Here is a 21597-nt window from a genome sequence, read left to right on the forward strand (position 1 = left end):
TGGACCGGGGGCTCGGTCGTTTATCCTGGGGTGGTGATGACCCCGGTCTCTCCCTCGCTGCGGTTCGAGAAGTCCCTCTACCGCCAGGGCGTCACGTCGATCGTCGCCGTCGACGAGGTCGGGCGCGGCGCTCTCGCAGGTCCTGTCGCGGTGGGGATGGTCGTCATCGACACCGCCGTGAAGCGCATCCCGCCGGGGCTGCGCGACTCCAAACTGCTGCCGGAGGCGGTACGCGAATCCCTCGATCCGCTGTGCCGCAAGTGGGCGATGCACCATGCGGTCGGGCTGGCTACCGCCGCAGAGGTCGATTCGCTGGGCATCATGCGCTGCCTCGGTCTCGCCGGCGCCCGAGCGCTCGCCCAGCTGGAGGAACAGGGCGCGCTGGTGCACGAGAGCACGCTCATCCTCGACGGCAACTACGACTACCTCAACCCGGCGCTGATGCGGCCCGCGAAGGTCGTCACCCGCATCAAGGCCGACCGGGACTGCGCGTCCGTCGCCGCCGCCTCCGTCATCGCGAAGGTGCACCGCGACCGGATGATGATCGCCCACGACGCGGAGTACCCGGGCTACGGCTGGGCCAGCAACAAGGGGTACTCGTCGCCCGAGCACTTCGCCGCGATCGCGGAGCTCGGACCGAGCGCGCTGCACCGCCTGACGTGGCTCAAGCAGCCGACGCTGATGGACTTCGTCGACGAGCCTCTTCCACAGGTCTGACCGCTCGGACGCGCGCGCCCTCCATCCGGCATAGACTTGACGGACGATGGATGAGGACGAGTTCGACGACTACGACCGTGAGGTCGAGTTGGCTTTGTATCGCGAGTACCGGGACGTCGTCTCGCAGTTCAAGTACGTGATCGAGACGGAGCGCCGTTTCTACCTCGCGAACGAGGTGGAGTTCGTGCGGCGCGACACCGAGCACGACTTCTACTTCGAGGTGACGATGAACGACGTCTGGGTATGGGACGTCTACCGCGCCGACCGGTTCGTGAAGTCGGTGCGCGTCCTGACGTTCAAGGACGTCAACATCGAGGAGCTGTCCTCGAAGGAGTTCGAGCTGCCCAAGGAGCTCGCACTCGACGAGTGACGTTCAGCGCTCGTAGGTGCCGGTGAGGCGGCCGCGGGCGAGGACATGGCCGCGCATGGCATCCACCACGGTGGCAGGTCGAAGCGTGGCGTCTCCCGGGATAGGGCGGTCGAGGGCGTAGAGCTGGAACACGTAGTGGTGCGGGCCGTGGCCGGGGATCGGCCGCGGGCCGTGGTAGCCCTTCTGGCGAAATGAGATGATCCCGTCGCCGTGGGGGCCTCCCGAGACCAGGTCGCCTGTGTCGACGCCGGTGAGTTCGGGATCGAGCCGCGCCACCGCGTGCACGATCGGGCGGGAGAACGGCACGTCGCGGTCCTCGACGATGAGGACGAGCTGACGCGCCTCCGCCGGGACGCCTGACCATGCCAGCGCGGGGGAGACGTTGTCGCCGACCGGGTGTCCGGCGGTCCGCTGCGGCATGGGGCCGCCGTCGGCGAAGTCGGGGCTCGTGATCGACACGGTCTCGGGCGCATCGAGGCCGTCGGCGCGCCAGGTGAGGGAGTCCTCGCCGGCGCGCCGGTTGCGGAGCAGGTGACCGAGCCGGGCCATGGGCGTCCTTTCGTCGGGGCGGATCAACGTTAGTCGCTGGTCCGTCGGTTTGCGTCCACAGGTCGTCACGTGGACGACTTCTCCACAGATCCGCGCTCTCGAGCCCACGGCAGGTCCGCGCTCGCGAGGCTGGACGCGGAGGTTCACATGGCACAGAAAGACGAATTGGGACGCCGCGGCGAGCAGGTCGCGGCCGAATGGCTGCAGGAGCGCGGGTACCGGCTCCTCGACCGCAACTGGCGCTGCCCGTCGGGCGAGCTCGACCTGATCCTGCGCGACGGCGCGACCCTGGTGTTCGCAGAGGTGAAGACGCGGTCGTCGTTCGAGTTCGGGCATCCGTTCGAGGCGATCACCTCGACGAAGGCGGCTCGACTCAGGCGCCTGGCGGCCGCCTGGTGCCGAGAACGCGGCCCTGGTTCAGCCGAGGTGCGCATCGACGCGGTCGCGGTGACCGATGCGTGGACGGAGCGCCCCCTCGTCGAGCACCTGACAGGGATCGCCTGATGACGCTCGCACGCACGTTCGCCATCGCCCTCGACGGCCTCCGGGGGCACGTCGTGGAGGTCGAGGCCGACATCTCCGCCGGCCTCCCGGCCTTCGTGCTGATCGGATTACCGGATACGGCCCTCGGCGAGTCGCGCAAGCGTGTCGGGGCCGCCGCGGTCAACGCCGGGTGTCCACTGACGCAGAAGAAGCTGACGGTCAACCTGTCGCCCGCGGCGCTGCCGAAGCAGGGCTCCGGGTTCGATCTGGCGATCGCCATCGCGGCGCTGTCGGCCGCGGGTACCGTGCCCGCCGACTCTGCCGCGCGTGCCGTGCACATCGGCGAGCTGGGCCTCGACGGCCGGTTGCGGCCCGTGCCCGGTGTGCTGCCCGCCGTCCTTGCGGCGCGCGACGCGGGGTTCTCGCGTGTCTTCGTTCCGGCGGCATGCGCCGACGAAGCGGGGCTGGTCGAGGGGATCGAGGTCGTCGGCGTGACCGGACTGCGTGCCACGGCGATCGCCCACGGCGCCGACCTCGATCCGATAGACGAAGACGCAGTGTCGTCGGTCGCCACCGAGCAGGACGCCATCGTGGAGCCCGACCTCGCCGACGTGGCAGGCAACGACGAGGCGGTGGAGGCGCTGGTCGCCGCGGCCGCGGGCGGACACCACGTGTCGATGGTCGGGCCGCCGGGAGCGGGCAAGACGATGCTCGCCAAGCGCCTGCCGTCGCTCCTGCCGGATCTGTCGGATGCCGCGGCCCTCGAGGCCACGTGCATCCGGTCGCTGACCGGGCTTCGGGTCGGATCCGATCTTGTGCGCCGGCCGCCGTTCGAGGCGCCCCACCACACCGCGTCCGCGGCGGCGCTCGTCGGCGGCGGGAGCGGCCGGATCACTCCCGGGGCGATCGTCCGTGCGACCCACGGGGTCCTGTTCCTCGACGAAGCCGCGGAGTTCCCACCCTCGGTGCTGGACTCGCTCCGACAGCCGCTCGAGAACGGAACCATCACGATCCACCGGGCGCGCGGGGCTGCGACCTTCCCAGCTCGGTTCCAGCTCGTCCTGGCCTCCAATCCGTGTCCCTGCGGACACTGGGGTTCGCCCGATGCGGAGTGCACGTGCACCCCGATGGCGCGCCGCCGGTACCAGGCCCGCATGTCCGGTCCGCTCATCGACCGCGTGGACATCCGCCTGTCGGTGCGTCGGCTCGGCCTCGCCGCCGTGCGCGGCGCACTCGCGCGCGGCGAGGGACGCACGAGCAGCGAGCTCCGCTCGCGGGTGGCAGCCGCCCGGGAACGCACCGCAGAGCGCCTGCGCGGCACCGAGTGGACGCGAAGCGCCGAGGTCGCCGGAAGCTGGCTCCGCGCACCCGAACGCCGGCTCAGCGCGGTCGTCACCGCCCCGATCGACCGGGCGCTCGAACGCGGCATGATCACGATGCGCGGCTACGACCGCGCCCTGCGTCTCGCCTGGACTCTCGCCGACCTCGACGACGCCGCCTCGCCGGATGTCGATCACGTGGGCCGTGCACTCTTCCTGCGCCGAGGGATGCCGGCATGAACGCCGCGTGTGAACGGTGCGCGGTGGCGCAGTCCGTTGCCGGCGCCGTGCGAGCTGACGCGTCCGACCGCACCGCCATTCCCGGGCTTGCCCGGCGTGAGCTGGAGAGGGTGCTTGCGCCTGTCCGCCCGAGCGCTGAAGGCCACGCAGCCGGCGCGGCGACGTCGGAGGAACGCTTCGCCCGCGTCGCGCTCAGCACGGCGATCGAGCCGGGCGACCTCGACGCGGGACGGCTGGTCGACGCGCTCGGTCCAGTCGGCCTGCTCCGTGCGATCGTCGACGGGCCGGATGCTCCTCACGCGGCGTCCTGCCCAGCCGAGGGCGAAGGACGGAACATCGCCGCCGATACCGCAATCGGGGGAAAGCGTGCGCGAGATGCATTGGCCCGATGGCGTCAACGGCTGTCCCTCTCGGAATCCGTGAAGGCGTTGGAACGCGCTGGCAGGATCGGCGCGCGGCTTCTCACCCCTGATTCGCCCTGGTGGCCGGAGGGCTTCGCCTCCCTCGATGAGGGCCCGCCCCTGTCGCTGTGGATCCGCGGAGACGGCGCGCGCCTCCAGCACCTCGGCCGGTCGATCGCTCTCGTCGGTGCCCGGGCCTGCACCGAGTACGGCGAGCACGTCGCAATGGAGAGCGCCGCCGGCCTCAGCGACCGCAGCTTCGCCATCGTCTCGGGCGGCGCGTACGGCATCGACGCGGCAGCCCACCGGGCCACGCTCGCGAGCCGCGGCATGACCGTCGCCTTCCTCGCGGGAGGCCCCGACCGTCTGTACCCGGCGGGAAACAGTGACCTCCTCAAACGCGTCGCGTCGGAGGGCGTCATCGCCGCGGAACTGCCCCCGGGCTCAGCCCCGACGAGGTGGCGCTTCCTCATGCGGAACAGGCTCATCGCCGCCGCGGCCACGGCCACCGTGGTGGTCGAGGCCGGCCACCGCTCGGGTTCGCTGAACACGGCAGGTCACGCGGCCCAGATGGGTCGCCCTCTCGGCGCCGTGCCCGGGAGCGTCCTCTCCCCGGCGTCGGCAGGCTGCCACCGCCTCATCCGCGAGTACGCGGCCACCTGCGTGACGACCACCGACGAGATGGCGGAGCTCGCGGAACCCTTCGCCACGGCCCCGCCGCCCGATCCTGCGGCTCCCGAGGTCGCAGCCACCGACACGACGGCGAACGGAGACGAGCGCGCCGTCCTCAGCGCCTTGGCTACCCGTCGCTTCGCAAGCGCAGACGAGATCGCCGCCCGATCCGCGCTGCCCTTCGCAACCGTCGCCGCCGTCCTTGGCCGACTCGACCTCGCCGGCCGAGCGCGCGAGAGCGCCGGCGGCTGGGTCCTCATCGACAGGAGCCACCGCTGATGCGCCCGATGCGTGGAGCCTCGCGCGTCGCTGCCTCCCGCTGCGGTGTGGGGGAGCGAAGCTGGACGGGTGAACCTTGGCCGCGCGATCGACGACTACGAGCGCCACCTCAAGGTGGAGCGCGGGTACTCGCCACAGACCATCCGGGCGTATCGGGCGGATCTCACGGCGCTCGCCGCGTTCGCCGCCGAGCGTGGCGTCGACTCGCCGACGGGGCTGACGCTCGACCTCTACCGTGACTGGCTCTGGGACGGTTCCCAGCGTGGGCTTGCCAAGTCGACACTGGCGCGCCGGTCCGCGTCCGCCCGCGGTTTCAGCAGCTGGCTCGCCCGGACGGCCGAATCAGCGGCGCCGACCGACTCCGAGGCTTCGTCAGGCGCTGCAGGGGGCGGCGACAGCGGCCGGGACACGGACAGCGGCAGCGGCGGCAGCAGCAGCAGCAGTGGCAGGGGTGGCGGCAGGGACATCGTGAGCAGCACTGGCGCGGACGGCAGCGACAGCGGCAGCCGGGACACCGTCAGCAGCAGCGGCGCGGACCGCAGCGACAGCGGCGGCAGTGATGCCGGCGGCAGCGACGGCGGCGGCAGGGACATCAGCAGCAGCAGCGGCGGCGGCGGCAGGGACATCAGCAGCAGCCGCGGCCGGGACACCGTCAGCAGCAGCGGCGTCGACGGCAGCGATGCCGGCGGCAGCGACGGCGGCGGCAGCGGCAGCGGCAGGGACGGGAGCGGCGAGGCGGGTGGTGTCGTGGACGCGGCGGCGCGGCTTCGGGCGCCGAAGGCGGACAAGACGCTGCCGCGGGTGATCACGCGCGACCAGATGGACGGCATCCTGGCGGCGCTCGCAGCTCGGGCGGAGGAGGGCGACCCGGGGTCGGTCCGGGATGTGGCGGTCGTCGAGCTGCTGTACGCGGCGGGCATCCGCGTGTCCGAGCTGACCGGGCTGGACGTCGACGACATCGACCTCGACCGGCTGACCGTCCGGGTGGTCGGCAAGGGGTCCAAGGAGCGGGTCGTCCCGTTCGGCGTGCCCGCGCTGCACGCGGTGCAGCGGTGGCTGAGTGCGGGCAGGCCGCAATTCGCCGTGGCGGGGTCCGGGCCGGCTCTCTTCCTCGGATCAAGGGGTGGACGGATGGGGAGCCGAGCGGTGTACGAGCTGGTGGCGGGGCTGCTCGCGGAGGTCCCCGGTGGTGGACCGTCGGGGCCGCACGCGCTGCGTCACACGGCGGCGACCCACCTGCTCGACGGCGGGGCGGACCTGCGCGCGGTCCAGGAACTCCTCGGCCACGCGAGCCTCGGCACGACCCAGATCTACACTCACGTCTCCAGCGAGCGTCTGAAAGAGGCCTACCGCCTGGCCCACCCGCGCGCTTAGTCCGTCCCTAGGGGAAGGAGCACCGCAGGCGGGACGCGGTCGAAGAACAGCAGAGGCGACACGTACTGCCCATCGACCCGGACGCCGACGTGGAGGCAGCCGCCGTCGCAGTGTCCACCTGTCGCCACGGTCCCGAATACGGTGCCGCGGGGGACGAATGTTCCGAGGGGAGGAGCCCCTGGACCGGTTCGTAGCTCGACAGCACACCGTCTCCGTGGTCCAGCGTCAGAACGGGGCGGTCGACCACGACGCCGGAGAACCGCACCTCCGCATCGCTGGGCACGGAGACGGCGGCGCCGGCGACCGCTGCGAGGTCGATGCCGCGGTGCCCTGCGGAGTACGCAGTGGCCGGCGCGACATAAGGCGCCACGATGTCCGGCGAAGGCACCGGCCACGACCACGCCGGCCGCGACCGCGCCAGCTCCGACTCGGGGGCGGACCTCAAAACCGACGCCGATGGACCCGCTGTACCCGGCGATCCCTCGGCACGCGAGGAGCCCGCCGCACCCGGCGATCCCGCCGCGAGCCAGGCGACCGCGACCACCACAACGCCGCCCAGAATCCGCGCCCACCGCATCCCAGCACCCATCAACCACACCTCCCCGCCGGCACCTTGCCGACCGCGCCTCCAGCCTCCCGTCGCGGCCCACCCACGGATCCGCTCGCGCCGGAATCCGTGGAAAACCCGACCTTCCGCACACCTGTGACCGCACCTACCTCGTCGACGGTTCTCCCCGCCCGCTTCCCGGCGTACCGTGATGTCTGCCCTCGTCGCGCCCCGGCCCACGGACCCCGGCACGGACACCGGGGGCGAGCACAACCGAAAAGGGATGACATGTCTGAACAACGCAAAGCCTCCACCGACACGACCGACGACAACGCCCCTCAGCCCACCGCGAAGATGCGGCGAAGGGTCACCGGGCTCGCCATAGCCGCGGCGGTCGGCGGCTTCCTGTTCGGCTTCGATTCGTCCGTCATCAACGGGGCGGTCGACTCGATCCAGCACAACTTCGCGCTGAACGCCGTGATCACCGGCTTCATCGTCGCCGTCGCCCTGCTCGGCTGCGCCGTCGGCGCCTTCATCGCCGGCCGCCTGGCCGACCGCTGGGGGCGCCTGAAGGTGATGCTGCTCGGCGCCGGCCTGTTCCTCGTCAGCTCGATCGGCGCGGGCCTCGCGTTCTCCGCCTGGGACCTCGGCCTCTGGCGCATCGTCGGCGGTCTGGGCATCGGTATCGCCTCCGTGGTGGCCCCGGCGTACATCGCCGAGATCTCGCCGCGTCAGTCGCGTGGGCGGCTCGCATCGCTGCAGCAGCTCGCCATCACCATCGGTATCTTCGTCGCGCTCCTCTCCGACGCGCTGCTCGCGGGCATCGCCGGGTCGGCGTCCAAGGAGCTGTGGTTCGGGCTGGAGGCATGGCGCTGGATGTTCCTGGTCGGCGTGATCCCGTCGGTCGTGTACGGCATCCTGGCGCTGACGCTCCCCGAGTCGCCGCGGTTCCTGCTCGCGACCGGGCGGCACGACGAGGCGCGCAAGATCTTCCTCACCCTCGTGCCGGAGGGCGACGTCGACCGTCAGATCGGCGACATCGAGAACGCGATCAAGGAGGACAACGAGGGCGCGAAGGCGACGCTCGCCGGCAACCGCCTTGGTCTGAAGCCGATTGTCTGGATCGGCATCATCCTGTCGGTGTTCCAGCAGTTCGTCGGCATCAACGTGATCTTCTACTACTCGACCACGCTGTGGCAGGCGGTCGGATTCACGGAGAAGAGCTCGCTGCTGATCACCGTCATCACCTCCGTGACGAACGTCGTGGTGACGATCGTCGCGATCCTTCTGGTCGACCGCGTGGGTCGCCGCCCCATCCTGCTCACCGGATCGGTGGGTATGGCCTTGTCGCTCGGCGTCATGGCGGTGTCGTTCGCCTTCGCCGTGAAGCACGACGGAGCCGTGAGCCTCCCGGCGCCATGGGGACCGATCGCGCTGGTCGCGGCGAACATCTTCGTGATCTGCTTCGGCGCCTCGTGGGGCCCGCTCGTCTGGGTGCTGCTCGGCGAGATCTTCCCGAGCCGGATCCGCGGCAAGGCGCTCGGCGTCGCGGCGGCCGCGCAGTGGATCGCCAACTTCCTCATCACGGTGTCGTTCCCGGCGCTGGCCGACTTCTCGCTGCCGTTCACGTACGGGATGTACGCCGTGTTCGCGGCCCTGTCGTTCTTCTTCGTGTTCTTCAAGATCCCCGAGACGAACGGCATGGCGCTGGAGCAGGCGGAGACCCTGTTCAAGAACGCGGGCGGCCGTGTGCGCGGCCCGCAGGTGCGCTCCAGCGGCGACTCTGCCTGACGCCCATTCCTGCTAGGATGTATGAAGCACTCCGCTCGTCGGAGTGACTACGCGTGCCCGAACGTCCTGCGGTGTAATCCGCCGGGTCGGGACGCGCATCCACCGGTCTCCTCATCGCCCACGGTTCCACCGTGCCGGGCGGCGGGGTGCGGATGCGCGCGGGGCACCAGGAGAGGCGGCCGCCGGCCGTCGCAGACAACCGCAACCAAAAGGAGAACGGCAATGGCCGTCGTCACCATGCGCCAGCTGCTCGACAGCGGCGTCCACTTCGGGCACCAGACCCGCCGCTGGAACCCGAAGATGAAGCGCTTCATCCTCACCGAGCGCTCGGGCAGCTACATCATCGACCTGCAGCAGTCGCTCGCGTACATCGACAAGACGTACGACTTCGTGCGCGAGACCGTCGCCCACGGCGGCACGATCCTGTTCGTCGGCACCAAGAAGCAGGCCCAGCAGGCGATCGCCGAGCAGGCGACCCGCGTCGGCCAGCCCTACGTCAACCAGCGCTGGCTGGGTGGTCTGCTGACCAACTTCCAGACCGTTTCCAAGCGCCTCGCCCGCATGAAGGAGCTCGAGGAGCTCGACTTCGAGGGCACCACCAGCGGCTTCACCAAGAAGGAGCTGCTGATCAAGAAGCGCGAGCTGGACAAGCTCCACAAGTCGCTGGGCGGCATCCGCAACCTGTCGAAGACCCCGAGCGCGCTCTGGGTGGTCGACACCAAGAAGGAGCACCTTGCGATCGACGAGGCCAAGAAGCTGGGCATCCCGGTCATCGGCATCCTCGACACCAACTGCGACCCCGACGAGGTGCAGTACCCGATCCCGGGTAACGACGACGCGATCCGCTCCGTCACGCTGCTCACCCGCATCGTGGCCGACGCCGCGGCCGAGGGCCTGATCCAGCGCCACCAGAAGCCCGAAGAGGGCGCCGAGCAGGCCGAGCCGCTCGCCGAGTGGGAGCAGGAGCTGCTTTCGCAGTCGTCCGACGAGGTCCAGTCGAGCGCCGAGACCGCCAAGGCCGCTGACGCCGACCTGGCCGAGGCCAAGGCCGACTCCGCCGACGCCATCGCCGAGGGCGAGGCCGACGCCGAGGCCGTCGAGGCCGAGGCGACCGACGCCGAGTCCAAGTAAGTCTTCGAGACAGAAGGTTCCAGTCAGAACATGGCAAACATCAGCATCGCCGACATCAAGGCTCTCCGCGAGCAGCTCGGCACCGGCATGGTCGACACCAAGAAGGCGCTCGAGGAGGCCGACGGCAACGTCGAGAAGGCCACCGAGATCCTGCGCCTGAAGGGTGCGAAGGGCAACGCCAAGCGCGCCGACCGCTCCACCAGCGAGGGCCTTGTCGCCGCCAAGGAGAACGGCAACGGCACCGCCACGATGATCGAGCTCGCCTGCGAGACCGACTTCGTCGCCAAGGGTGACAAGTTCGTCGCGCTGGCCGACAAGGTCCTCGACGCGGCCGCTGCCGCCGGCGCCACCACCGTCGAGGAGGCCCTTGCGGCCCCCGCCGGCAGCCAGACCGTCGCCGAGCTCATCGGTGACGAGGCCGCCATCCTCGGCGAGAAGGTGGAGCTCCGCCGCATCGCCGTCGTGAACGGCGAGCACTTCGCGATCTACCTGCACAAGACCTCCAAGGACCTGCCCCCGCAGGTCGGTGTCGTGCTCGGCTATGCCGGCGACGACGCGGAGACCGCACGCAGCATCGCGCAGCACATCTCGTTCGCGAACCCGACCTACCTCTCGCGTGAGGACGTCCCGGCCGATGAGGTCGAGAACGAGCGTCGCATCGTCGAGGAGATCTCGCGCAACGAGGGCAAGCCCGAGGCCGCGCTCCCGAAGATCATCGAGGGTCGTCTCGGCGCCTACTTCAAGCAGGTCGCCCTGCTCGAGCAGGAGTACGCCCGCGACAACAAGCTCACCATCAGCCAGGTGCTGAAGGACGCGGGACTGACCGTGTCCGGCTTCGCCCGGTTCAAGGTCGGCGCGTAAGCAGACGATGAAGGAGTCCGGATCGTGAAAACGGTCCGGACTCCTTTTCTGTGCGCCACCGACTAGCATCGACCAGAACCACACACGGAAGGACGCTATTCACGTATGTCGGCAGTCAACAAGAGACGCAGGGTCCTTCTGAAACTCTCCGGCGAGGCGTTCGGCGGCGGCCAGCTCGGCGTCAACCCGGACATCGTCAGCAGCATCGCCCGCGAGATCGCGCAGGCGGCTCAGGATGTCGAGATCGCGATCGTCGTCGGCGGCGGCAACTTCTTCCGCGGCGCCGAGCTGTCGCAGCGCGGCATGGACCGCGGCCGCGCCGACTACATGGGCATGCTCGGCACGGTCATGAACTCGCTCGCGCTGCAGGACTTCCTTGAGCAGGCGGGCGCCGAGACCCGTGTCCAGTCCGCGATCTCGATGACCCAGGTCGCCGAGCCGTACATCCCGCGCCGCGCGGAGCGTCACCTCGAGAAGGGCCGCGTCGTCATCTTCGGCGCCGGCGCCGGCCTGCCGTACTTCTCCACCGACACCGTCGCCGCCCAGCGCGCGCTCGAGATCAGCGCCGACGTGGTGCTCGTCGCCAAGAACGGCGTCGACGGCATGTACGACGACGACCCGCGCACCAACCCGGACGCCCGCAAGATCGACCAGATCACGCACCAGGAGGCGCTGCAGCAGAACCTGAAGGCGGTCGACTCCACCGCGCTCAGCCTCTGCATGGACAACGGGATGCCGATGCGCATCTTCGGCATCGAGCCGGCGGGGAACGTCACCGCGGCCCTGCTCGGCGCCGAGATCGGGACACTGCTCGGCTGAGCCGGGCGGCCCCGCAATAGACTAGACACCGAACCACTGATCTGAAGGAGAGACCGTGATCGCGGATGTGATTTCCGACGCACGCCAGCGCATGAGCAAGACCGTGGACGCGGCGAGGGAGGACTTCGGCACCGTGAGCGCGGGCCGCGCCAACCCGGCTCTCTTCCAGAAGGTGCTCGTGGACTACTACGGCTCGCCGACCCCGCTGGCCCAGCTGGCCGGTCTGCAGAACCCGGAGGCGCGCGTCCTTCTCGTCACGCCGTACGACAAGTCGGCCCTCAAGGAGATCGAGAAGGCGATCGTCAACATGCCGAACCTGTCGGCGAATGTCGGCAACGACGGCGAGATCGTCCGCGTCACCCTCCCGGAGCTGACCGAGGACCGCCGCAAGGAGTTCGTGAAGATCGTGCGCGGCAAGGGCGAGGACGCCAAGGTCGCCATCCGCAACATCCGGCGCAAGGCCAAGGACGACCTCGACGCCCTCAAGGGCGAGGTCGGCGACGACGAGGTGGCGCGCGGCGAGAAGGAGCTCGAGACCATCACGCGCACGCACGTCGACGCCGTCGACGAGGCGCTGAAGCGCAAGGAAGCCGAACTTCTCGAGGTCTAGCCGATGACCGAGGACAGCTCATCCCGGCCGCCCACCCCACCGGCGGCGACGCCTCCGGTCGGGGCGCAGGCGTCGGGGGTTCCGTCCCGGCGTGCCAAGCCGCGCTCGCGCGACGAGCTGCGGGCGCAGGTGCAGGCCACGCGTGCCGACTTCGAGCGCCAGGTGCAGGTGCGCAAGGCGCAACTGGATGCGACCAATGAGCGGATCGCCGCGCGCACCGGCCGCAACCTGATCCTGGCCATCGTGATCGGCGTGGCCGTCGGCGCGGTCGTGGTCGTCAGCCTGATCTTCATCAAGCAGCTGTTCCTGGTGTTCGGCGTGGCGATGATCGGCTTCGCCGCGTTCGAGCTGGCGCAGGCGTTCCGGGGTTCGGGACGTCGGGTGCCGCGCATCCCGACGGTGCTGGCCGCGGTCGGGATCGTGCCGGCCGCGTTCTACCTGCACGCGGGCGGGCAGCTGGTGGCTCTCTCCGCAGGCATCGTCCTGGTGGTGCTGTGGCGCCTCGTCGAACTGGTCGTCCCGGCCGGTCGCGCAGGTCCCAAGGCCCTCGGCCTCGACCTGCTCTGGTCGGTGTTCGTGCAGCTGTACGTCACCCTGCTCGGAAGCTTCGTCATCCTGCTCCTCGCGGAGGACGGCGGCGAGTGGTGGGTCCTGGCGTTCCTCATCCTGGTCGTCTCGGTCGACACCGGCGCGTACGTGAGCGGACTCTCGTGGGGCAAGCACCCGATGGCGCCCACGATCAGCCCCAAGAAGACGTGGGAGGGGTTCGCGGGCGCGACGGCCGCGGCCATCATCGCGGGCATCCTGCTCTCGGTCTTCATGATCGGCGAGCCGTGGTGGTTCGGGATCCTCTTCGGCGTCGTCGTGCTGCTGACCGCGACCGCGGGCGACCTGGCCGAGTCGCTGATCAAGCGCGATTTGGGCATCAAGGACATGAGCTCGTGGCTGCCCGGTCACGGCGGATTCCTCGACCGGCTCGACTCGATCCTGCCGTCCGCTGCGGTCACGTACGTGCTGTTCCTCATCTTCCGATGACAGAATGGGGGAGTGAGCACCTTCCCCCGCAGCCCCAAGTCCCAGCAGGGCTACGACGTCGAGCAGGTGGATGAATTCCTCCTCACCGCACGCCGCGCGTACGACGGCGACGACTCGGCGCCCGACCTGACCGCGGCAGACATCCGGCACACGGCGTTCTCGATGCACAAGGGCGGCTACTCGACCTCGCACGTCGACGCGGCCCTGGAGCGTCTGGAGGACGCGTTCGCGGCGCGGGAGCGGGACGCGGCACGAGCCGCGGCGGGAGACGCCGCCTGGTTCGAGGATGCGCGCACGACGGCGCAGGTCGTCCTCAACCGCCTGGACCGCCCGCTGGGCAATCGGTTCGACCGCGTCAGCTTCCTCACGCTCGGCTACAACCGCAACGACGTCGACCGCTTCGCCAACCGTCTGGTCCGCTATTTCCAGGACGGCCGGCCGATGAGCGTCGACGAGGTGCGGACCGTCACCTTCCGCGAGCAGCGCGGCGGATATCGCGAAGTCCAGGTCGATCTCCTGCTCGACGCGGTCACCGACGTCATGCTGGCGGTTCGCTGAGTGCGGGGGCGGAATCTTGGGTTTTCCGGCGATCTCCGTTATCGTTCTGTGATCGTGGGTAGACGAGAAGCTGAAGCGGAGATCGTACCGCTGAGTCCGGCCAACCCGGTCGGGGTCGCGTTCAAGCGGTCCAGGCATCCGCATGTCCGGTCCCGTGCAGCCATCGCGGGCTTCGCCTTCATCGCCGTGGCCGGGTTCGCCCTGGTCAACGTCATCGACCCGTTCTCGGGCACGACGACCACCCCGGCGTACGCGGAGTCGCTGCAGCAGATCCCCACGACCGAGCGCTACGAGGGTGCACCCGCCCAGGAGCTGACGGCTCCGGATGCGCCCGCTCAGACCATCACGCGCGAGCCCGTCTCGGTGAAGGCCAAGCCCACGCCGACCCCGACGCCGACGCCCACCCCGACCGCCTCGAAGAAGTCGTCGTCGTCCTCCTCGCGCAGCAGCAACCCGTCCGCGCCGATCCCGACCGCCGGCACCGCCCGCGACCTGGGCTACCAGATGATGCAGGCGCGCGGCTGGGGCGATGACCAGTGGGGCTGCCTCGACTCCCTGTGGAGCCGCGAGTCCGGCTGGCGCGTCAACGCGGCCAACCCGAGCGGCGCCTACGGCATCCCGCAGGCTCTCCCGGGCAGCAAGATGGGTCCGGGCTGGGAGACCGACGCGTCGGTCCAGATCAACTGGGGTCTGGGCTACATCGCGGGCCGCTACGGCACGCCGTGCGGCGCCTGGGCGCACTCCGAGTCCTCCGGCTGGTACTGATCCGTCCGGCGCGTCCGCGCGCCTAGACTGGACGCATGCCGCGCTCCAACCGTCCCCGAGGCCGCTCAGCCGGTCGTCGGGAGGAGGAGCCGGACGGTCTCGACCGCCTGCTCGCCGGCTGGCGGCGCACGGAGACACGGCGCGGCGTCGAGTGGAACGTGCAGCCGGTTTCGGCCGTCCAGGCGCAGAAGACGTACGTCTGCCCGGGCTGCGGGCGCGACATCCCGCCCGGGACGGCGCACCTGGTCGCCTGGCGTGCCGACGGCGTGCTCGGCGACGCCGCCGACCTCGCCGCACGGAGACACTGGCACGAGTCCTGCTGGAGGATCGCATGAGCACCGAAGGAACGACCATCGAGATCCGCGGCGGTGTCGAACTGCCTGCGCGGCGTGAGGACATCGAGCTCCAGACTCGGGACGGGCTCACCCTCGTCGGCGAGCTGGCGACCCCGTTGGACCGCGCGCCGGTTGCGACGCTGGTGACGCTGCACCCGCTCCCGACCGCGGGCGGCTTCATGGACTCCCACATCCTCCGCAAGGCCGCCGCCCGCCTGCCCGCCCTGGCCGACATCGCCGTGCTGCGCTTCAACACGCGCGGCACCGCGTCGCCGCGAGGGCGCAGCCAGGGCGCCTTCGACGATGGTGTGGGGGAGCGCTACGACGTGGAGGCCGCCATGGCGTTCGTCGCCGAGCGCGGCCTGCCGCATCCGTGGCTGGTCGGATGGTCGTTCGGGACCGAGCTCGCGCTCATGTACGGCCGCGAGCTCCCGGTCGATGGCGTCATCCTGCTGTCCCCGCCGCTCCACCGCGCCAAGCCGCACCACCTGGCGGCGTGGGCGGGGAGACCCGACCCGTCGTCGCGCTCATCCCCGAGCACGACGACTTCCTGCGGCCGGCCGAGGCGGAGCAGAAGTTCGCGCCGTTCCCGCAGATCGACCTGGTCGACGTGGAGGGCGGCAAGCATCTGTGGGTGGGCGAGAACCAGACGCGCCGAGTCCTCACGGAGATCGTGCAGCGCGTGAACCCGTCGGCGCTGCCGCTGCCGACCGAGTGGCCGGCGCCGACCGGAGCGTGACCTAAAGCTCGTTCTGCCGCGGGATGACGACCTGCTTCACGATGAGCAGGATGGCCGCCGCGAACGGGATGGCGACCAGCGCGCCCAGGATCCCGAGCAGCGTGCCGCCGGCGAGGGCCGCGACGACGACCAGGGCACCGGGGACGGACACCGCGCGGTTCATGATGCGCGGGCTCAGCACGTACGCCTCCACCTGCATGTAGATGAGGTAGTAGATCGCGGCGGCGATGGCGGTCGGTGGCCCGGAGAGGAAGCAGACCGCGACGATGATGACCGAGCCGGTGATCGTTCCGACGAGCGGGATCAACGAGAAGAAGAACGCGATCGAAGCGAGCAGGATGGGGAACTTCGCCCCGATCACGGTCAGGAAGATCGCGCTGAGCACGCCGTTGACGAGCGCGAGCGAGACCTGGCCCATGACGTACTTGCCGACGGAGTCGGTGATCTGGTCGCCGATGTCCGCGAAGCGCGCCCGGCGGGAGGCGGGGACGAGCTGGTACGCCGACCGCTTGATGCTCGGCAGCGATGCCGTGAAGTAGATGGTCAGGATGATCACGATGATCACCCCGAAGAGGCCCTGCACGATCCCGACGCCGGTCTGCAGCACCTTCGAGGTGATGTCCGGCAGGTTCTTCTGCAGCCACTCGGTGACGGCGTCGATGTTCTGCTGGTTGACGATGCCCGGGAACTGGTGCTGGAGGCTGAGGAACCACTTCTCGGCGTCGCCGTTGTTGACCCAGTTGATCGTGTTCTGCACCAGCTGCGAGGCTTGATCGACCGCGATCGGCACGATCGCCCAGATCAGGCCGACGAAGGCGCCGATGATGACGACGAGGGCGACCACGAGCGCCAGCCAGCGGGGAAAGCGCCGACGCTCGAGGAACGAGATCAGCGGCTCGATGCCCAGCGCCAGGAACAGCGCGGCGCCGATGTAGGTGATGATCGTCGCCAGGCTGACGATGGCGCTCAGGATGAGCAGGCCCAGCCCGACGCCGAGGACACCGATGAAGCCGAGGCGGAACGGGTTCTGAATCTTCACGTGTTCCCCCTGGGATCAGTCGCGGTCTGCGGTCGCCTTCTCGGCCTGCTGCAGGACGCCCCGGAGGTTCTCGAAGTACCCGGCCACGGCCTCACGCTCGATCCTAATCTGGGCCAGGCGCTCCTCGGCGTCGGCGACCAGGCGTTGCGTGCGCTCCTCGGTCTCGGCGAGCAGCGCGTCGGAGCGCTCCTCGGCGTCCCGGATGATCGCGGCCGCGGTGTCCTCGGCCTTCTTGCGGGCCTCGGTGACCGTGCGCCGGGCCTCGGTCTCGAAGGCCTCCGCCTCGGAGCGGGCCTGCGCGGTCCGCTTGACCGCCTCCGCCAGCTGGACGTTCGCCTCGTCGAGGTACTTCTGGGTCTGGGCGACGGCCTCCTGGTGACGGGCCAGGTATTCCTTCTCGGCCTCGTCGCGGCGGGCGCGGAGCTCGACGTCGAGGTCGATGCGCGCCTGCTCCATCTCGCGCGACCGCGCCTCCACCTCCTCGAGGGTGCTCGTGCGCAGGGTCGTCAGCTCGGTGTCGAGGGCGGCGCGGGCGCCGGCGGCCTCCTGCTCGAAGGCGGCGGTACGCTCGGCGAGCTCGGCCTGGAGCGCGGTGCGTGCCTCCGCGACCTCGCGGGCGAGCTCGGCGCGGGCCTCTGCGGTCTCCTTCTCGAGCGCGACGCGGGACTGCTGTGCATCGTCGGCGATCGTGAGGCGGATGCGCTCGGACTCGCGCTCCAACTCCAGGCGCTGCTGCTCGCGCTGGTCGGCGAGCTCGTTCGCGGTCGCCTCGCGCTGGCCGGCGAGGTCCGTCGTCGTGCTCCGAACGTCTTCGGCGAGTTTGCTGCGCGTCTGCTCGGACTCGGCGGCGAGAGCGCTCTTCGTCTGCTCGACCTCGGCGGCGAGGGCCTTCGTGGTCTGCTCGACCTCGGCGGCCAGCGCGGACTTGGTGGTGGTCACCTCGGTTTCGAGCGCCGACTTCGTCTGCTCCACCTCGGCCGCGAGCTCCGCCTTGGTCTGCTCGACCTCGGCCGCCAGCGCGGTCTGCGTGCGCTCGACCTCATCCGCCAGCGCAGCCTTCGTCGTCGTGACCTCGGCCTCGAGGGCCTTCTTCGTCTGCTCCACCTCAGCGGCGAGGGCGGCCTTGGTGGTCGCCACCTCGGTCTCGAGGCTGGACCGGGTCTGTTCCACCTCGGCGGCGAGGGCGGTGGTGGTGGACTCGACCTCGGCGGCGAGGCGGGCGCGCTCGGCGGTCAGCTCCGCCTGCACGGCGCTGCGCTCGCGCGCGATCTCGTCCGCCAGCGCCGAGCGGGCGGTGTCGACCTCGGTGGCGAGCTCCGCGCGGAGGTCCGCAGCCTCGGAGTCGAGTTCGCGGCGCTGGCGCTCCGCGTCGGCGGCGAGGCGGGCGCGGGTCTGCTCGACCTCGGCGGCCAACTCGCTCGCGGTCTGCTCGCGGTCGGCGGCCAGCTGCGCGGCGGTCGCGGCGCGGTCGGCCTCTAGGGCTGTGCGGGTCTCGGTCGTCTCCTTATCGAGGGTGGTGCGCGTCTGCAGCACGTCGTCGGCGAGCTGCGTGGTGGTGCGCTCGACCTCCTCGGCGAGGGCGGTCTTGGTCGTAGTCACCTCGCTCTCGAGCGCGGCGCGGGTCGAGGTGACCTCGTTCTCCAGCGCGGAGCGGGTGGTGGTGACCTCGGTCGCGAGCTCGGACTTGGTGCGAGACACCTCTTCCGCCAGCGCGGAGCGGGTGCGGGTGACCTCATCGGCCAGCTCGGCCTTGGTGCGCTCGACCTCGTCGGCCAGCGCACTGCGGGTGGAGGTGACGTCGGCGTCGAGGGCGGACCGGGCCTGCTCCACCTCGGCGGCGAGGGCGGCCTTCGTCTGCTCGACCTCGGCGGCCAGGGATTTGGTGGTCTGCTCCACCTCGGTCGCGAGGGCCAGGCGACGGGTCTTCTCCTCGTTGTCGAGGTCGGCGCGGGTCTGCGCTACGGCCGCAGCCAGCTCCGAGCGCTGCTCCTCGACCTCGGCGGCGAGGTCGGCTCTCGCCTGTGCGGCCTCGGCGGCGAGGGCGTTGCGCGTCTCGGTCTTCTCCGCGGCGAGGCGGTCGGCGGTGTCGGCGACGCGGCGATCCAGCTCCAGGCGGGTCTGGGCGGCCTCGCGCTCGAACGCGGCGCGGTCCTCGGCCAGCGCGTTCTCGAGCTCGGCGCGGCGGGCGGCGATGGTGCGGTCGAGCTCGGCGGCCTCGGCCCGTGCGGCCTCCGCCTCGCGGGATGCGACGGCCTTGAGCTCCGCAGCCTCCCGGTCGGCCTCGGCGCGCACCGCTGCGGCCTCGCGCTTGCTCGTCGCGCGAAGCTCGGCCGCCTCGGTGGCGACGGCCCCGCGGATGGCGGCCGCCTCGCGCATGGCGTCGTTGAGCAGGGTCTCCTTGTCGGCGCGGGTCTTGGTGAGCAGTTCACCCGACTCGATCTGCGCGTCCTCGAGCAGCGTCGTCGCGCGGGCCTGGGCGTCGGCCAGGATGCGCTCCGCCTGCGCGGCCGCAGCCTTCTTGACCTTCTCGATCTCGGCCGCCACACCGGCGCGCAGCTTCTCGGCGTCGATGTCGGCCTGCGCGATCAGGCGGGTGGACTGCTCCTCGGCCACCCGGAGGGTGTTCTCGAGCTTGGTGCCCAGCCCGGAGTAGGTCGGGCTGCCGACCTCCTCGATCTCCGCGTTGAGGTCGTCGATCCGCGCCTGCAGCCGCTTGATCTCCTTGGCGGAGTCGGCCGCCTTGGTGTTGGACGCGATCAGCTCGCGTCGCAGCTCCTGCAGCGCCTTGTCGACCTCGTCCTTGTCATAGCCGCGGAAGGCCTGCGTGAAGGTGGATTCGTCGGTGGCCACTGTTGTTACTCCTGGGGGATGTTCGGGTCGACCCGCCTCACGCGCGCCGCGACGATCCTACAATTCGCGGATGTCCGCCCGCACGGGGGGTGCCGAAAGCGTCCAGGCAAGGGTTAGCTGCCTTTCAGGCATGTCCGGTATCGTCGTGTGACTGTGCCCGCCCCCGAACTATCGGCACATGAGGAGTCCTGCTTGCGTTTCGTACTCGCCATCGTCGCGTTCGTCGTCGCCGCGGTCATGATCGTGGCCGGCATCGCGCAGCGCACCGTCTTCGCGCCGCCGACCCATATCGAGGCCGGCGCGACCGTCTCCGGAGACCCGCGTTACCTGGTGATCGACGGCTCCGCCCTCAACGCCCATCCCGGGCAGCAGACCCTGACGATCTCGGATGCTCCGGCGGGCGCTCAGCCGGTCGTGGCTTACGGCCGTACAGCGGACGTCAAGGCGTGGCTCGGCGACCAGAAGTACGTCGCCGTGCGCTATCAGAAGTCCACCGGGGATCTGTCGACGAAGGCCGTGACGCCGAAGCCGACCGCTTCGAACGATGACGAGTCGACGTCCACCGCGACGCCGACCCCCACTCCGACGCCCACCCCCGCGGCGGGCGCGACCACCGACTCCACGACCGCGGCCACCGCGGGGCCCAACCCGGCCGGTTCCGACCTCTGGCTCGAGGAGTTCGACGGCGAGTCCGCCCAGGTGACCCGCATGAACATCCCGGACGACGTGAGCGTCATCGTCGCCACCGACGGCACGAAGGCGGCTCCCTCACGGGTGACCGTGACCTGGCCCGTCGACTCCAGCACCCCGTGGGCGTTCCCGCTCATCATCGGCGGGCTCATCCTGCTCGTCATCGGCATCGCCCTGTACCTCTGGGGTCTGTACACCCACCGCCGTTCGCGTGGTCCGCGCCGCAAGAGCGGCCCGAAGATGCCGAAGCTGCCCAAGGCTCCCAAGTACAAGCCCACCGCCATGATCGAGACCACCCCGCGCGGCCGCCGTTCCAGCCGTCGCGCACGCGTCATCCTGCCCGTCGCCGTCGCCGGCGCCCTGGCGCTGACCGGCTGCACCACGGGCACGGACGCGGCCACCACCCCCTCCAAGACCGCGACCCCGCTCGCGACCGAGGCGCCGGACGCGCAGGGGCAGCTGCCGCCCGCCGTGACGGTCCCGCAGCTCGAGCGCATCGTGAAGCGGATCTCCGACGCGGCAGGCCAGGCCGACGCGAAGGCCAGCCCCGACCTCGCCAAGGCGCGGTTCACGGGGCCCGCGCTCCAGCTCCGCACAGCGAACTACGCCATCCGCGCCAAGAAGGCCGACGAGCCCGCTCTTCCCGCTATCCCGGCGAGCCCGATCGTGCTCTCGCTGCCGCAGGCGACCGACACCTGGCCGCGGACCGTCGCGGCCGTCATCGACAGCCCGAAGGACGCGAAGGGCAACGCCCAGGCGCCGATCGCGCTGACCCTCGTGCAGGCGACGCCGCGCGACAACTACCAGGTGGAGTACGCCGTCTCGCTCGAGCCGAAGGCCAAGGTGCCGAACCTCGCCCCGGCCAGCATCGGCTCGGCGGTCGTCCCGCCGGACTCCAAGCTACTCGCCCTGCCCCCGGAGAAGGTGGCCGCCGCGTACGGCGACATCCTGATGAACGGCGACAAGAGCCAGTATGCGAGCCTGTTCAGCGCCGAGGGCGACACCCTGCGCACGCAGGTGGGCGCCGACTGGAAGGCGAAGCAGAAGGCGGCCGTGCCGGCCACTGCGTCGCTGACCTTCACGAGCGCGCCGGGTGACGGCAAGGATGTCGCCATGGCGACCAACGACTCCGGTGCGATCGTCTGGACCGACCTCAAGGAGTCCCAGGTGCTGAAGGTCGTCGAGGCCGGCGCCGAGGTGAGCGCCGGGGCGACCGCGGCCGCACTGAGCGGCGTGGCGTCGTCGAAGACCGGCATCCAGTCCGACTTCGGCTACCAGCTCGCGTTCTACGTGCCGCCAGCGGGATCCGACGCCAAGATCACCCTGCTCGGGTTCGCCCAGGGCATGACTTCGGCCGAGCAGATCCCGTAACGGACGGCAGCGACGCGAGTATCCTGGACAGTCGTGCCGGAATCGTCGAGCA

The 21597-nt window shown here is 70.5% G+C and carries 18 protein-coding genes and 3 pseudogenes; 18 read left to right on the top strand and 3 right to left on the bottom strand.

Features of this window, described 5'->3' with window-relative positions; translation table 11 throughout:
• Positions 1-36 precede the first annotated feature (36 nt).
• Both ACRAWB_RS04565 and ACRAWB_RS04570 read left to right on the top strand, forming a co-directional pair.
• A complete protein-coding gene (locus tag ACRAWB_RS04565; protein WP_431352707.1) occupies positions 37-717 on the top strand; it encodes a ribonuclease HII in 681 nt (226 codons plus the stop codon).
• 46 nt (positions 718-763) lie between these two features.
• Positions 764-1087, top strand: coding sequence for a DUF2469 family protein (locus ACRAWB_RS04570; protein WP_431352254.1), 324 nt, complete (start codon positions 764-766; stop codon positions 1085-1087).
• 3 nt (positions 1088-1090) lie between these two features.
• Here the strand turns inward: ACRAWB_RS04570 and ACRAWB_RS04575 are convergent, their stop codons facing one another.
• A complete protein-coding gene (locus ACRAWB_RS04575; RefSeq protein ID WP_431352255.1) occupies positions 1091-1636 on the bottom strand; it encodes a YbhB/YbcL family Raf kinase inhibitor-like protein in 546 nt (181 codons plus the stop codon).
• Positions 1637-1783: 147 nt separating this feature from the next.
• Between ACRAWB_RS04575 and ACRAWB_RS04580 the strand changes: the two genes are divergently transcribed.
• The 15 genes and pseudogenes from ACRAWB_RS04580 (at position 1784) to ACRAWB_RS04650 (ending at position 15595) form a co-directional block, all read left to right on the top strand.
• Positions 1784-2140 carry a YraN family protein gene (locus ACRAWB_RS04580; protein WP_431352256.1) on the top strand — a complete coding sequence of 119 codons (357 nt, stop codon included), beginning with the start codon at positions 1784-1786 and terminating at the stop codon, positions 2138-2140.
• Positions 2140-3678: a YifB family Mg chelatase-like AAA ATPase gene (locus tag ACRAWB_RS04585; RefSeq protein ID WP_431352257.1), complete on the top strand. Its 1539-nt coding sequence runs from the start codon at positions 2140-2142 to the stop codon at positions 3676-3678. The genes ACRAWB_RS04580 and ACRAWB_RS04585 overlap by 1 nt, the downstream gene beginning before the upstream one ends.
• A 110-nt stretch (positions 3679-3788) precedes the next feature.
• Positions 3789-5030: a DNA-processing protein DprA gene (gene dprA, locus ACRAWB_RS04590; RefSeq protein ID WP_431352258.1), complete on the top strand. Its 1242-nt coding sequence runs from the start codon at positions 3789-3791 to the stop codon at positions 5028-5030.
• A gap of 69 nt (positions 5031-5099) precedes the next feature.
• Positions 5100-5351, top strand: a pseudogene (locus tag ACRAWB_RS04595) (site-specific integrase); the annotation flags it as partial.
• Positions 5352-5780: 429 nt separating this feature from the next.
• Positions 5781-6404 (top strand): annotated as a pseudogene (locus ACRAWB_RS04600) (tyrosine-type recombinase/integrase); the annotation flags it as partial.
• A gap of 901 nt (positions 6405-7305) precedes the next feature.
• Complete coding sequence (locus ACRAWB_RS04605; RefSeq protein WP_431352708.1) at positions 7306-8742, top strand: sugar porter family MFS transporter; 1437 nt, start codon at positions 7306-7308, stop codon at positions 8740-8742.
• 222 nt (positions 8743-8964) lie between these two features.
• A complete protein-coding gene (rpsB, locus tag ACRAWB_RS04610; protein WP_363808536.1) occupies positions 8965-9873 on the top strand; it encodes a 30S ribosomal protein S2 in 909 nt (302 codons plus the stop codon).
• A 30-nt stretch (positions 9874-9903) separates the two neighbouring features.
• Positions 9904-10734, top strand: a complete 831-nt coding sequence (gene tsf / locus ACRAWB_RS04615) for a translation elongation factor Ts (protein WP_431352259.1) — start codon at positions 9904-9906, stop codon at positions 10732-10734.
• A 105-nt stretch (positions 10735-10839) separates the two neighbouring features.
• Entirely contained in the window at positions 10840-11553 is a 714-nt protein-coding gene (gene pyrH, locus ACRAWB_RS04620; RefSeq protein WP_064108767.1) for a UMP kinase, read from the top strand.
• A gap of 55 nt (positions 11554-11608) precedes the next feature.
• The gene (gene frr, locus ACRAWB_RS04625; RefSeq protein ID WP_064108768.1) at positions 11609-12163 is read left to right on the top strand and encodes a ribosome recycling factor; all 555 of its coding nucleotides are present in this window, start codon (positions 11609-11611) and stop codon (positions 12161-12163) included.
• 3 nt (positions 12164-12166) lie between these two features.
• Positions 12167-13198: a phosphatidate cytidylyltransferase gene (locus tag ACRAWB_RS04630; RefSeq protein ID WP_431352260.1), complete on the top strand. Its 1032-nt coding sequence runs from the start codon at positions 12167-12169 to the stop codon at positions 13196-13198.
• Positions 13199-13210: 12 nt separating this feature from the next.
• Positions 13211-13756 (top strand): DivIVA domain-containing protein, encoded by a 546-nt coding sequence (locus ACRAWB_RS04635; RefSeq protein WP_431352261.1) that lies wholly within the window; start codon positions 13211-13213, stop codon positions 13754-13756.
• A 54-nt stretch (positions 13757-13810) separates the two neighbouring features.
• Positions 13811-14521 (top strand): lytic transglycosylase domain-containing protein, encoded by a 711-nt coding sequence (locus ACRAWB_RS04640; protein WP_431352262.1) that lies wholly within the window; start codon positions 13811-13813, stop codon positions 14519-14521.
• A gap of 35 nt (positions 14522-14556) precedes the next feature.
• On the top strand, positions 14557-14856 hold the full coding sequence (locus ACRAWB_RS04645; RefSeq protein WP_363808547.1) for a hypothetical protein: 300 nt from the start codon (positions 14557-14559) through the stop codon (positions 14854-14856).
• Positions 14853-15595 (top strand): annotated as a pseudogene (locus ACRAWB_RS04650) (alpha/beta hydrolase). The gene ACRAWB_RS04645 and the pseudogene ACRAWB_RS04650 overlap by 4 nt, the downstream one beginning before the upstream one ends.
• 1 nt (position 15596) lies before the next feature.
• Here ACRAWB_RS04650 and ACRAWB_RS04655 read toward each other — a convergent pair.
• Together ACRAWB_RS04655 and ACRAWB_RS04660 are read right to left on the bottom strand one after the other, a co-directional pair.
• On the bottom strand, positions 15597-16634 hold the full coding sequence (locus ACRAWB_RS04655; RefSeq protein WP_431352263.1) for an AI-2E family transporter: 1038 nt from the start codon (positions 16632-16634) through the stop codon (positions 15597-15599).
• Between the two features lie 15 nt (positions 16635-16649).
• Entirely contained in the window at positions 16650-19484 is a 2835-nt protein-coding gene (locus ACRAWB_RS04660) for a DivIVA domain-containing protein (RefSeq protein WP_431352264.1), read from the bottom strand.
• 192 nt (positions 19485-19676) lie between these two features.
• Between ACRAWB_RS04660 and ACRAWB_RS04665 the strand changes: the two genes are divergently transcribed.
• On the top strand, positions 19677-21545 hold the full coding sequence (locus tag ACRAWB_RS04665) for a hypothetical protein (RefSeq protein WP_431352265.1): 1869 nt from the start codon (positions 19677-19679) through the stop codon (positions 21543-21545).
• Positions 21546-21597 lie beyond the last annotated feature (52 nt).

The organism is Leifsonia poae, from assembly GCF_050632865.1.
GTDB classification, from domain to species: domain Bacteria; phylum Actinomycetota; class Actinomycetes; order Actinomycetales; family Microbacteriaceae; genus Leifsonia; species Leifsonia poae_B.

Bases quoted from the DNA above. Each gene is read 5' to 3' on its own strand.
- ACRAWB_RS04575 (WP_431352255.1), bottom strand. From the start codon at position 1,636: ATGGCCCGGCTCGGTCACCTGCTCCGCAACCGGCGCGCCGGCGAGGAC.
- tsf (WP_431352259.1), top strand. From the start codon at position 9,904: ATGGCAAACATCAGCATCGCCGACATCAAGGCTCTCCGCGAGCAGCTC.
- ACRAWB_RS04630 (WP_431352260.1), top strand. From the start codon at position 12,167: ATGACCGAGGACAGCTCATCCCGGCCGCCCACCCCACCGGCGGCGACG.
- ACRAWB_RS04565 (WP_431352707.1), top strand. From the start codon at position 37: ATGACCCCGGTCTCTCCCTCGCTGCGGTTCGAGAAGTCCCTCTACCGC.
- ACRAWB_RS04570 (WP_431352254.1), top strand. From the start codon at position 764: ATGGATGAGGACGAGTTCGACGACTACGACCGTGAGGTCGAGTTGGCT.
- ACRAWB_RS04645 (WP_363808547.1), top strand. From the start codon at position 14,557: ATGCCGCGCTCCAACCGTCCCCGAGGCCGCTCAGCCGGTCGTCGGGAG.
- ACRAWB_RS04580 (WP_431352256.1), top strand. From the start codon at position 1,784: ATGGCACAGAAAGACGAATTGGGACGCCGCGGCGAGCAGGTCGCGGCC.
- ACRAWB_RS04605 (WP_431352708.1), top strand. From the start codon at position 7,306: ATGCGGCGAAGGGTCACCGGGCTCGCCATAGCCGCGGCGGTCGGCGGC.
- pyrH (WP_064108767.1), top strand. From the start codon at position 10,840: ATGTCGGCAGTCAACAAGAGACGCAGGGTCCTTCTGAAACTCTCCGGC.
- ACRAWB_RS04585 (WP_431352257.1), top strand. From the start codon at position 2,140: ATGACGCTCGCACGCACGTTCGCCATCGCCCTCGACGGCCTCCGGGGG.
- rpsB (WP_363808536.1), top strand. From the start codon at position 8,965: ATGGCCGTCGTCACCATGCGCCAGCTGCTCGACAGCGGCGTCCACTTC.